The sequence below is a fragment of the Novipirellula herctigrandis genome (assembly GCA_007859835.1).
In the GTDB taxonomy this organism is placed as follows: domain Bacteria; phylum Planctomycetota; class Planctomycetia; order Pirellulales; family Pirellulaceae; genus Novipirellula_A; species Novipirellula_A herctigrandis.
Window position 1 is genome coordinate 4077724 of sequence record SJPJ01000001.1, and the last position, 12832, is coordinate 4090555.

At 53.7% G+C, this 12832-nt stretch carries 8 protein-coding genes; 2 read left to right on the forward strand and 6 right to left on the reverse strand.

Annotated features, from left to right (window positions below; all coding sequences use genetic code 11):
* The first annotated feature begins 911 nt into the window (after nucleotides 1-911).
* A complete protein-coding gene (gene lpxB / locus CA13_RS15145; protein ID WP_146397988.1) occupies nucleotides 912-2111 on the forward strand; it encodes a lipid-A-disaccharide synthase in 1200 nt (399 codons plus the stop codon).
* A gap of 57 nt (nucleotides 2112-2168) precedes the next feature.
* Here lpxB and lpdA read toward each other — a convergent pair whose 3' ends face one another.
* The 6 genes from lpdA to rpsR form a co-directional block, all read right to left on the reverse strand.
* Nucleotides 2169-3611 carry a dihydrolipoyl dehydrogenase gene (gene lpdA, locus CA13_RS15150; protein ID WP_146397990.1) on the reverse strand — a complete coding sequence of 481 codons (1443 nt, stop codon included), beginning with the start codon at nucleotides 3609-3611 and terminating at the stop codon, nucleotides 2169-2171.
* Nucleotides 3612-3850: 239 nt separating this feature from the next.
* Nucleotides 3851-4459 carry a 30S ribosomal protein S4 gene (gene rpsD, locus CA13_RS15155; RefSeq protein WP_146397992.1) on the reverse strand — a complete coding sequence of 203 codons (609 nt, stop codon included), beginning with the start codon at nucleotides 4457-4459 and terminating at the stop codon, nucleotides 3851-3853.
* Between the two features lie 247 nt (nucleotides 4460-4706).
* Nucleotides 4707-6518 carry an ATP-binding cassette domain-containing protein gene (locus CA13_RS15160; RefSeq protein WP_146397994.1) on the reverse strand — a complete coding sequence of 604 codons (1812 nt, stop codon included), beginning with the start codon at nucleotides 6516-6518 and terminating at the stop codon, nucleotides 4707-4709.
* A 426-nt stretch (nucleotides 6519-6944) separates the two neighbouring features.
* Nucleotides 6945-8750, reverse strand: coding sequence for an ABC transporter permease (locus CA13_RS15165; RefSeq protein WP_419194387.1), 1806 nt, complete (start codon nucleotides 8748-8750; stop codon nucleotides 6945-6947).
* A 176-nt stretch (nucleotides 8751-8926) separates the two neighbouring features.
* Nucleotides 8927-9460 (reverse strand): acyl-CoA thioesterase, encoded by a 534-nt coding sequence (locus CA13_RS15170; protein ID WP_146397996.1) that lies wholly within the window; start codon nucleotides 9458-9460, stop codon nucleotides 8927-8929.
* A 339-nt stretch (nucleotides 9461-9799) separates the two neighbouring features.
* Nucleotides 9800-10078 carry a 30S ribosomal protein S18 gene (gene rpsR, locus CA13_RS15175; protein ID WP_231615850.1) on the reverse strand — a complete coding sequence of 93 codons (279 nt, stop codon included), beginning with the start codon at nucleotides 10076-10078 and terminating at the stop codon, nucleotides 9800-9802.
* A 632-nt stretch (nucleotides 10079-10710) separates the two neighbouring features.
* On the opposite strand from rpsR, the gene fusA reads away from it, so the two are divergent.
* A complete protein-coding gene (gene fusA, locus CA13_RS15180) occupies nucleotides 10711-12798 on the forward strand; it encodes an elongation factor G (protein ID WP_146397998.1) in 2088 nt (695 codons plus the stop codon).
* The last annotated feature ends 34 nt before the right edge of the window (nucleotides 12799-12832 follow it).

Genomic DNA, 12832 nt, shown 5'->3' on the forward strand with positions numbered 1-12832 from the left:
CTGTTCAGCAAACTAGGCGGATGTGCTGAACCTACTTGTGGCTGCGAAGCTCCCTGCGAAATCGCTTGCGAACCGACTTGTGGCTGCGAAGCTCCTTGCGAGCCAGAATGCGGTTGCGAAATCGCTTCCTGCGACAGCGGCTGTGCTCCTTGCAGCAGCAAGCGTGGTGGACTGCTCTCGAAGTTGTTCAGCCACAAATGCAGCCTCTGCAACTCTGGTTGCGATACATGCTGTGACATGGGCTGCGAGCCAGAATGTGGCTGCGAAGCCCCATCGTGCGACAGCGGTTGCTGCGATTCAGGTTGTGCTCCTAAGAGCTGTGGCCTGCTGAAAAAGCTGTTCGGCAACTTGAGCCTTTGCAAAAAGGACAGCTGCTGCGATAGCGGATGCGACATGGGCTGCGGATGTGGAGCTCCTGCTGCTCCTGCCTGTGGCTGTGGCGTTGCTCCTCAGTACTCGGCTCCAATGGAAGTCGCTCCAATGCCACCAGCACCGATCGTTGATCCAAGTGCAAGTGTGACCACCAAGCGTCGCGTCATTCAGGCCAGTGCAAGCTACGTTCGCTGAAATATGCTTATGTAGTCCACTGAAACCTTTCAGACGTGACCCAAACGACCCGGTCGGGGGATTTCCCCTGATCGGGTCGTTTTTTTTTGCTATCACACCTGTTCAGCTGCCCTGCTCAACTCGCGGCCCTGCCCAACTCGCGGCCCTGCCCAACAAAACACAGGCTTTGAAGGCACGTCGAACTTCCTTGGGCGACGCTAGCAACATTCTTGGATGGTCGGTTGCGACCCAAAAAACCATGCTGCAGAACACCTGCATTGACCCATCCGCAATCAATCGAGTAGTTAGAAGGTTGAGGTTCTGCATTTCCATCTCTCCCTTCACGCACTGCGAAAAGCGTTGCCATGACCAAACGCGTTTTCTTCTCTGTCGGCGAGCCTAGTGGCGACCAACATGCTGCCCGCCTGATTAAGCATCTTGATCGCGACTACCCCGAGATCGATACGGTTGGGTTTGGCGGACCCGCAATGCAGTCCGCTGGCTGCGACTTGCACCTCGATTTGACCCAACATGCTGTCGTCGGACTGCTTGAAGTACTCCCCAAACTACGCGACTTTTTTCGCTTTGCCGATCAAGCCGAGCGAGTATTCCAATCAGGCAACATTGACGCCGTCGTGCTGGTCGATTTCCCCGGATTCAATTGGCATATTGCCAAACGAGCCAAACGCTATGGGATTCCGGTCTATTACTATTGCCCACCCCAATTGTGGGCGTGGGGGGGATGGCGCGTGCGAAAGATGCGACGCCTGATCGATCACGTCTTGGCCGTGCTTCCAGTGGAACAGGAATTTTTTACCCGGCATGGCGTCCCAAGCACCTACGTCGGCCACCCGTTCTTTGACGCGGTCGCTGATTCCCAATTGGATACTCACTTGCTTTCACGATTTTCTCAGGCAACAAACGCCGGGCAACAACTTGTCGCCGTATTGCCTGGCTCACGTACTCACGAAGTCCATCGAACTTGGCCCGTGATGCTTGAATCCATTCGGCGTCTGTGCGTGACTCAACCGCAAGCGAAGTTCTTGGTTGCTGCCTATCGCGATCGACATTGCTTGTGGTGCCGCGAACAATTGACGAGTGACGATGCGAAACTGCCGATCGAATTTTATGTGGATCGAACCAGTGAGATCATCGAAGCATCTCGCTGTGCAATGATGGTTAGCGGCTCGGTGAGTCTCGAATTGATGGCCCGCCGAACGCCGGCATCCGTTGCTTACCGCGTGGGACGCTTGCTGTATGCATTCGCGAAAATGGTAGTCCAAACCGATTCGATCACTTTGCCAAACTTGATGACCGACCGCAAAGTCTTTCCCGAGTTTGTCTCGGTTGGTTCGCCGGAACCGGCAATCGATTTCTTCACTGATTCCACGACGGCGTTTTTACAAGACGAATTCTACTATCGCCAAGCAGTACACCAAATCGAGGACCTGTGTCGCGAGCACGCAGGTGGTGGAGCCACCGCCAAAGCCGCCAATTGGATTGGACAAATGGTTCAATCCAAAGGACAAGACAATCAAGAAGGCCTTCGGCGTGGGGCAGCATGATCGTTCGCCAAAGCAGGCCGACAAACTGCGGAGCCCAACCAAAAGAAGATTCCATCCTTAGTTGGATCGAGTCGTTTTCTTTCGTGGCTTGAATATCTCGGTCGCCGTGCCGAAGTATACTTCACCGGCGTTCATTAGCGTTTCGCTGAGCGTCGGATGCGGATGGACACTGTCGGTGATGTCATGCATTTCACATCCCATTTCAATCGCCAACACCGCTTCGGCGATCAACTCGCCTGCGCCAGTACCAACGATTCCGCATCCAATCACCCGATGCGTTTCGGGATCCACTAACCATTTGGTCAATCCGTCGGTAATGCCAAGTGCTTGGGCGCGCCCGCTGGCTGCCCATGGATAAGCTTCGACCTGATAGCTACGGCCTTCCTTTTTCGCATCCGTTTCGGTCAGCCCTGCCCAGGCAATTTCCGGATCGGTAAAGACGACCGCAGGAATGGCAATCTTGTCAAACACGCTCGCCTTACCGGCGATCACTTCGGCTGCGACGCGTCCTTCGTGAGTCGCTTTGTGAGCCAACATCGGATCACCGGCAACATCACCAATCGCAAAAACATGAGTATCCGCCGTTCGCTGCTGAGAATCACACTCAACGAACCCGCGATCGGTCACAAGCACTTTTGTGTTTTCTAGGCCCAATCCCTTTGTGACCGGGCGACGTCCGATGCTGACGAGAACGCGGTCAAATCGATCGTGACCAAAATGGTTCGGCCCTTCGAATGTGACTTCGATTTGGTTGTCCACTTCGGTAAGCGAGCCAACCTTGGTTCCCACAAGAACGCGACCATCGCAAAGCTTGTCGATCCGCTTGGCAAGTGGTTTGACCAAGTCTTCGTCGGCTCCTGGCAAAAGCCGATCCGCCATTTCGACCACCGTACATTGGGTGCCAAAACCGGCGTAGACATTCAGCATTTCCAAGCCAATGTAACCGCCACCAATAATCAACAATTTTTCTGGGATATCGGGAAGCGACAAGGCCCCCGTGCTGTCCATTACACGATCCGAACCGATGTCAAAAACTGGCGGCATCGCAGGGACGCTGCCGGTTGCCAAGATGCAATGATCGAAGGTGAGCTGGCCACCTTCTGGGATCGATTCGTGATCGCCCTCAAGTTTCAATGTAGTTGAATCGAGGAAGGAACCACGAGCCCGGATAATGGTGACGTTGCGACGTTTCGCAAGTTGGCCCAAACCGCCGGTGAGCGTCGAGATCACTTGGTCCTTGCGTGCACGTACCTTGTCGATACTGACGTTCGGTTTTTCCCCGTAATCGACGCCCCAATCTTGCTTCAGCTCTTCAACTTCGCTGATGATCTTGGCGACGTGAAGAAGCGCCTTACTGGGAATACACCCACGCAGCAAACAGGTGCCACCCAAAGTCGGCTCGGCTTCAACGATCGTAACTTCGAGACCTTCGTCGGCGGCAAGAAATGCGGCCGCGTAGCCACCAGGGCCACCACCAAGAACAACAAGTGGAGTGTGCATCAGAGAAGATTGCTATAAGTGGGTAAAGAAACGATTCTTACAAAGCACGTAAGACTTATGCCTAGCCAGAGTTAGCCTAGCCAGACCTATACCTAGCCCTACGTCGGAGTTCGCCATCGGGGGGCGAGAATGACCGAGCAAGCAACAAATGCCTCGCATTCAAAGCAGCCCCAGCGACTGGAACTCCAACAACGCTCTGTCAGCCTGAAACGACTGACGTACAACGTAACAGCAAAAACCTAACGCGACAGGAATTCGATAACCGCGTTCGCGTCCACTGGCAAGCTAATATCGCTTGGCCCAGGCAGCCCCAACACGGTGGCTTGCAGGTTTTCGCTATCGAACGTAACCCAATCGAGTGAGTCGGGCGACGCATTGGCGATAACGCCTCGGTAAAGATTCTTCAAATTTTCACGACCACGCACTTCGACGATATCGCCGGGGCGGAGCAAAAAACTTGGCTTCGTCACCTTCACGCCGTTGACACGAAAATGACCGTGGGTGATCCCTTGACGAGCTTGGGGGCGTGTTTTGGTGAAACCTACGCGGCGAACGACGTTGTCCAAACGACGCTCACACATCAACAGAAGCAATTCAGCGGTGTTACCCGTTTTGCGACCAACGGCATCGAAGTAACGACGCAATTGACGCTCGCCCAAGCCGTAATAGTGCTTGATCTTTTGCTTTTCCATCAAAGCCATCCCGTAGTTACTCGGGCGGCGCCCGCGAACGTGCATCCCCGGAGGCGTGTTGCGGCGGTCAAGGGCTCGGGCAGCACCAGCAGTTTCGTAAATCAGAGTGCCAAGTCGACGATTGATTCGTGCTTTCGGTCCAGTATAACGGGCCATAAATCGGTTCCTTTTGGTAGCGTCGTCGTACAACGCCACGAGCAAGTGGGAAGGCGGCAGTCATGATTCCGGCGTGCTGTTCAATTCAGCAAGCCAACTACCTTTTCGCGTGATCCGCAGGTTGGGACACTCGGCCATAACAGGCAAACAAACGTCCACCAAGCCTGTAACAGTACAGACCGGTCGTTCACGCATCGAATTCGATAAGCCGGAGAGTTTGCCTGGAAACCGCCGTTTTGGCAAGAGGCTAATCCGCCCGTTGGTGCCGATACGGGTTGAAAAGCAGGTAATTCAAGTGCCGATACAAATCACTGCTGGCCAATAGCTCTGCATGCTTGCCCTCGCCAGCCAATCTCGGACCGTTCAGTAGCACCACCCGATCGGCCAACCGAAGCGTTTGTAGCCTGCGGGGAAGCATCACAACCAGGGTACCTGATTCGGAAAGCTTCTTGAGGCATTCCAAGCAGGGATCCTCTGGCAAATGTTCCGCTGGGGGGGGAGGTTCCATCGCGATCAACACCGATGGCTTTTGAAGCATCGCCCGCGCGATTCCAATCGCATACGTCAATTCCGAATGCAATTGGGTGTCGCCGATCGTGACATAGGTGTTCAAGCCTTCGGGCAGTCGCTGTAGCCTCTCGTAGATATCCAACTGCTCAAGCGTCTCCACGAGATCACTGTTGTTAATCCCTCGATCGCCACCTCGCACGTTTTCTTCGATCGTGCCATCCCACAGCGGCCCTGCTGGCTCCACCCACATGACGGTTCGCGAAAGTGCTTGCGGGTGCACATCAAGCAGCGGAATCCCATCGATCGAAACCATCCCCTCGTTCGGACGACCGAACCCCATGATCAATTCCGTCAATGCTCGCGTCGAAACGGTCTCCGTGCCCATCAGCGCCACCATACTGCGCGGGCTTAGTTTTAAGCTCAAATTCCGCAGAATTGCTTTACCTGTGGAATCTTGCAGCGTGACATCTTCGATATTCACCGAATCGCGAAGCCCTGCCAGTCCGACGCGATTCTCACTGGCCGGCGCATCGGCACTCCGCTGCAAGTACGAGTAAATCGCATCGCACGACTCGTCACTGACCTTCAATTGGTTTGACAACCGGAAAAGCCGACCGGCACTGGCGACTGCTGCGGCAAGGGCCAAACCTAAAACCAACGCGGATGGAACGCTCAAACCGCTATCACCCATCAACAAGTGACCGCCAAGCCCCAGGACAAGAATCGAAACGGCAACCGACGTGGCCAAAAACAGGGCAGGCCACAAACGACCATGGCGAGTTTCCTCGAGCGCAAGATTTCGGTAAAGCGAATCCAACTCGGCTTCAAATGCACGATCCGCTAACCCTTGGGTTCGCAGGCGAGCCAACAGGGGAGCTTGACCGACAATTTCGGCCATCCGATTTCGTGACCGAGGCACTTCCCACTGAGTCACTTCGTCGCCCTCGCTGGTTCGCAGCCACTGATAAAGCAGCCACAGCAATACTCCACTAATCACGGCCAGGACCGCCAGCCAAACATTGACAAGCAAAGCAACCACAACACAACCAACCAACATTAACGCGCTTCGCGGAATTGCGCGATACCACATCGACAACCCCTCTTGAACCAGCGGGAGGTGGACGCCAATTAACTGCTCAGCACGAACGTACTGCGCCGCCGCACCTTCGACCTCGGCGCGTCGCAAGCTCTGACGCAAGACTTTGAGATGCAGCGACTTGACCACACTTCGAGCTCGCGCATCGGCATGACGCCGCTGCATCCACATGGCAAATGAAAAGAGGACAGCGACACCAAAGGAGATCAGCACCAACTCTAACAATTGGAACAACGGCCGTTGGGCCACAAATTGCTCGGGAATATCGACCGCTAAGTAAGAACCCAAGCGAACATGAGAGGCACTGAAACCGCTGGAATTCAGAAGCGTCGCAATCAACCCAACGAGAACAATCAGGACAGGAACGAGAAGCCCTGCCAAAAGCGTCCAGACGTTGGTTGTCCATACACCACTCGCCTCCGATTCACGTCGCGGTGCGGCAAGTCTACTCATGGCAAATATCTCGTCGGCAAATCATCGTAGTTAGCAAGTCGTCGTTAGCAATTCATGGTGTCGTCAAAGCGGGCCGCATTGCTGTCAATATCCGCTAAAAAATGCCCCCGCCACGAAAAGTGGCCCGAAAAATCAAGCGAAAGCTACCATGATTCTACACCAAACCGCGAGCAGCCTGCATAACGAACACGAGACTTTTGCTTAGGAGAATCGCATTTCCGTCGCGACGACCGCCCCGATGACAACACCCCAACAACACGGGCACATCAGCTGAACGCCATCACGGGATCGAGTCGTGACCTAGAAGTGGCCCTGTCAAGACTTCCACTACATCCGTTATCGATGTAATCGATGTTACCATGACACGATCCGAGCGCTAACTGGGATTGCGTACGTTTCGTTTGCTTCGCTTGTGGTCGCACCGCACTACGCCAAGTCGCGGTCTTCGAATAGCAACATGGCTAACATCCAAATCGCAAACGCAAAGCAAACTAGGTAGTTAAATGCACCTGCTAAATAGATCGCCGGAATCGGATTGCCGGCGTCAAGCGCCGATTGGACGTTGAAAACATTTAAGTTCGGAATGATCACCGCTATCAATTTGCCCACGAAACCGACCAATTCATTGTTGTCTCGCGCCGATGCCACCAATGGCGATGTCAAGTTACCAATGACGTAAATCACAAAACAGGTAATGAAGTTTGCGAGCAGCGGCAATCGAGTGGCAAACGCTACCGCCAAAGCCCCAATCGCCATCGTCTCCATGAAGTACAAGCCGATCACCGGGAGCGTCGTCATGATCTCATGATGACCTTCTTGCCATACCGGCGCCCCTTGGCTGTTCTCTCTCGCTTCGAAGATCGGCTTGTAGCTAATCACCACCGTCAACACAGCCGACAAGATTACAAACAAGACCAGTACCGACAACATAATCCCAGCGTACTTGCCCAAAATAAACGCTCGTCGACTAACCGGCTTACTTAAAACCGTCAGCGCGGTTCTTCCTTCAATTTCATCACTCACGCTCGTCCCCGCACTCCAAACCGCCTGGATCATTCCAAGCACCATGATCAGAGTCACCCCGGAATCCTTCAGGAGCCGGATATCGTCACCGAGCGTGTTGAAGGGAACGATCCCGAAAAGCAAAATCCCAAACAGACCAATCGACAACAAAAGCAAATAGAGCGGCTGGGCCATTTCGTTCTTTGCTGTCGATAGCGCCAATGCCCAGACTCGCGGTGCCGCTTGCCGAAAAACCACCAATGAACTGATCAACAAGAAAAACGCCCCAGCCACCCAAACAATCGAACTTGCCTCGGGGACGAGCGGCTGGTTCTTGAAAGTGAAGACGACCGTCGCGGGGTCAATTTCACGGTTTTGGATATGCAGCCGAGTTGGGTCCGAAGGGACTGGTGGAACGTCACGGTCTTCATACCGGAACACCAACGACTCCCCTTCGTTGACACGCACGGGTGTACGGTTAAAGCCAGCGGGATCTTCGGCGTCGCCGAGCATGATCGTTCGGTCGCTTTCGATCGTTAACTCAGAAACATTCCTCAATTGGTAGTCGATATTGGCAACATGGAACGGTGAATCCTCACCTGCAATTTCCGGCGTCGCGGGAATTGAAACCGTAACAACCTTGGTCCCATCACCAACAAGGTTTACCGCTTGGACGGAATCCAAAATCCCAGCACGTTCGTCAACCAGCGGGGTGCAGGCAAGTCCAAACACGGCAAAAACACCTGCGGTCGCCAACAAGTAAGGGACCACGCCCTCGCTCAACATATCTCGCCATTCCGCCCGAGTCCGATGCCACATTCCGAAAACAACCGCGAAACCCAAAATGAGGCCCATGCAGATCAGTGGCATGAATAGCGAGCTCGAATACTCACCACCAAGAGGCACATACGCCGAACAAAGCCCCACGGAAAAGAGTCCGCCAAGGATCAGCGAAGCGGTAATGCCAACTTTGGAATTGTCCGCTAAATGACCAAGCGGCGGAACAAACGAAAGAAGCGACAGCAAACCATAGACGGCGACCGAGAGCAAAAGCCCTAGCAGAAGCCCGACTGAAAGCACCCATACAGGTGTTACCCATGTCGGAAGCCACTGGGCAACTTGCCCAACAATCAAACCAACTTGTGGGGCATGCTCGAAAGAACCAAACCCGATATCAGTGAGCCCGATGTGAGCGAATTGGGCAAGTGCGGAGTCAACGCAGGATGTCATGTCGAGCCGGCCTTCAGAAATGAACGGTAAATTGGGACTGCAAATCGAGAACAGGGACCTAAATCCGAACGGGGGGACTTAGAGCAAAAAACCTGAGATCATGGCGGTAAAACACGTCCATCGAGGGCGTTTCCAAGAACACGAATAGGCTCGCGCTGCCTCGCTAGACCGCGTTACTACGCGGGGTCGGCCGAAAAGGTTTGCTTGGAGAGGTGCTTGGCGAGTAAGTTGCGGACAGATTCTGGGATCGAAGTCTTTTGCAACACGCCTTGGGGGAGAAGTTCACAGCATACGGCGGTCAAAGTCCCCGTTGCGACCGAGATTTCCCGATCGGCCGATGCGTCTAGCGGCCCTGGACGCGATCCCCCTCGACTCGATGCGGATTCGTCGCTTCGAGTGAACCGAAACCCATACTGAACACTGCTGCTGCCCAGCTTCAAGACGGTCACGTCAATGTTCAGCAAGTCTTCAAAACGAGCGACAGACTGGTAATCACATGTCGCGGCAACACGCGGCCAAGTGACCTGCGGCCCTGGATTGTCGCCCCCTCTATTTTCACGATCGCGTGTTGCTTCCGACAAAACAGACAGCCCGAGCGAGCGAATCAAGTCGTGCTCAGCGACTTCCATCATTGGAAAAAAGACCGAAAAATGGGCAATACCTGCCGCATCGGTGTCCCGAAATTCAATTCGACGCTGGGTACGGAACATCAACTTCCCATTTCCTTCATTTGCCTGACAAAAATCCTATGCCTGCATCCTATACCCCAGGACGGCAAGCATCATCCCCGGACGGCAAGCATCATCCCAGGACGGCAAGCATTGAAATATCCGGATCCGCCGAATCCCCGACTCAACCTAACGATCACTGGAACACTTGCGTTCAGCCCCCAAACTGCGGCCCAGACCCCAACCCCAGGCTCGCATTCAGGCCCGCAGCCCAAGTCAAGCATTTGAGGATATTCACGTAAACTCAACAAAGTGAGCACGAAAAAAAGGCAGACCCAACTGCGGGACCTGCCTTCAATTCCTTCGAATGACTTGCGGCTCTTATTCGCCGACGTAAGGCATCAGAGCCATAAAGCGAGCTCGCTTGACAGCGGCCGAAACAGCATGCTGGCTCGCTGCGGTGCAACCACTTTTACGGCGACCGGCGATCCGACCTTGGCGATTGACCATCTTTTTCAGCAATTCAATGTCCTTGTAATCAACGTACATCGGCCGCGGACGCTGGCCATCGACGAAGATTGGATCTTTTCTTTTGGTACGGGTACGAACTCGTGATCGCTTGCGGGCACGGCTTCGCGTGCTCATTGGACGTGGTGGCATTCGGTGCTCTGGTATTCAAAAAAGGGGGCGAACGGTCTGCTCTATTGTCTAGCGGGCAAGATTAAGGGCAAAAATTTCCCGCAACAACAAATCTGGCCGGCGACTCTATACGTGTTCGCCGACTCGCCTAAAATGGAAGCACGCCAGTATGCCGGCAAGAAAAGATGTCCGCAAGGGGATTTCCCAGGCAATTTGCCCTTTCGCTGCCTGCCAACCTTTGCCATATTTTCCAATCGCATTCTGCGCGTCAGAAAGCAAACTGCGAATCGTAGTGACTTCAATAGCCTCTATGACCGCGATCGGTGCAAATCACCCCTTGCGGTTGTTGTGTGTCTCGATCGACGGCCAGCGAGCGTTTACCACTCGCGTAAAGAAGCCAGCGAGCGTTTACCACTCGCGTAAAGAAGATTGTCGACCGGTTCGCTCCCCGCGGGGAATCCACATTAGCTCGCTGTCCCCGATAGCGATCGGTGCGGCCCCCAACTCGTTAGATACGTGAACGTCAAAAGGCCGCGATCCGTTTTTTCAGGTCCTGTCTGAACGTGATGTGATTTGTAGATCATGTCCCTGAACAAATGAAGATTCGACAAACGAATCGTAATCATCGTGCGCATTGCCTAGGTAGAAGATAAATGAAGCTGGAGAAACTCAGAAACATCGGAATCAGTGCCCACATCGACTCGGGTAAAACTACCCTCAGTGAGCGGATTCTGTTCTACACCGGACGGATTCATAAAATTGAAGAAGTTCGCGGTGGCGGTGACGGCGCGACCATGGACCACATGGAATTGGAAAAAGAACGAGGGATCACGATCACCTCGGCTGCTACCAGCGTCGAGTGGAAAGGCCATCCGATCAACCTGATCGATACGCCCGGCCACGTTGACTTTACCGTCGAAGTGGAACGATCACTGCGTGTTCTCGATGGTGCGGTATTGGTCCTTTGCAGCGTCGGTGGCGTGCAAAGCCAATCGATCACCGTTGATCGCCAAATGAAACGTTACGGCATTCCTCGCGTGGCATTCATCAACAAGATGGACCGCACCGGTGCGAACCCTTTCCGCGTTGTTCAGCAACTTCGCGAAAAGCTCGGCGCCGAAGCGTTCATGATGCAGTATCCGATCGGCAAGGAAGAAAACTTCCAAGGCGTTGTCGACTTGATCGAAATGAAAGCCTATCTGCACGAAGGTGAAGAAGGCGAGATAGTTGTTGATGCTCCGATTCCTGAAGACATCAAGGACGAGGTCGAGGAAGCACACGGCCAAATGCTTGAAGCGTTGTCAATGTACAGCGACGAAATGATGGAACTTCTGCTCAGTGAAGAAGAAGTACCGAAGGAATTGATATACAAAGTCACTCGTGATGCGGTTCTTGGAGGGGCAACCCCGGTCTACATGGGAACAGCCTACAAGAACAAAGGCGTTCAACCTCTGCTTGACGCTGTAATCCGGTATTTGCCGAGCCCGCTTGACCGCGAAATTCGCGGCAAGAACCCTTCGGACGAAAACCAAAACATCGATTTGCGCCCTGACTTTGCCCGACCCTTCGTCGGCATGGCGTTCAAGATCGTTGATGACCCGTTCGGCCAATTGACCTTTATGCGAGTTTACCAAGGTCAAATCAAGAAGGGCGAAACCTACGTTAATCAACGTACGAGTCGCTCGGAACGATTCAGCCGCATCGTAAGAATGCACAGCGACAAACGTGAGGAAATCGATGTCGCATCGGCGGGTGACATTATCGCCGTGATGGGGATCGATTCTGCCAGTGGTGATACTTATGCCGCATCGCGTGATTTCTGCACGCTCGAATCGATGTTTGTCCCTGAACCCGTAATTAAGATCGCAATTTCGCCGAAGACACGCTCCGATGGTGACAAGTTGGGCAAAGCCCTGCAACGTTTCCGTAAAGAGGACCCAACCTTCCGAGTCGAAACCGACGAAGAAACGAACGAAATTCTGATCAGCGGAATGGGTGAGCTTCACCTGGACGTCTACATTGAACGAATCCGCCGTGAATACGGCGTGGAAATCGAAGCAGGTGCGCCAAAGGTTAGCTACCGCGAAAGCCCGACCAAAACGGTCGAGTTCGATTACAAGCACAAGAAGCAAACCGGTGGTAGCGGGCAATTCGCTCATATCAAGGGTGCACTCATGCCGATCGCCTCGGACAGCGAAGACAGCTTCGAATTCGAAGACAAGGTCACCGGCGGCCGCATTCCCAAACAGTACATCCCGGCTGTGGAAAAGGGCTTCCGAGACAGCCTCAAGAAGGGTCCGATCGCAGAATTCCCCGTGGTCGGCACCAAGATCCAGCTGCTCGACGGAACTTACCACGAAGTCGACTCGTCGGAAAAAGCGTTCTACACCGCAGCAACCGGTTGTTTCCGAGAGTACTTCAAAAAAGCCGATCCGAAGCTGCTTGAACCAATCATGAACGTCGAAATCGAATGCCCCGAATCGTTCCAAGGAACGGTTGTTGGTGACGTAATTCGTCGTCGTGGAATCATGACCAGCAACGACATCCTTGAAGGCAACAGTGTCATCAAAGCGGAAGTCCCCCTTGCGGAAACCTTTGGCTACGCAACCGACCTTCGCAGCATGACGCAAGGACAAGGAACCTTCACGATGGAATTGGCAACCTACCGCCAAACTCCATCGAATGTCCAAGAAGAAATCATCGAAAACAAGAAACGCCAACAACTCGTCGGAGCCAAGTAAGCGTTTTTCAAAACGATCATTTGATCATCCTAAA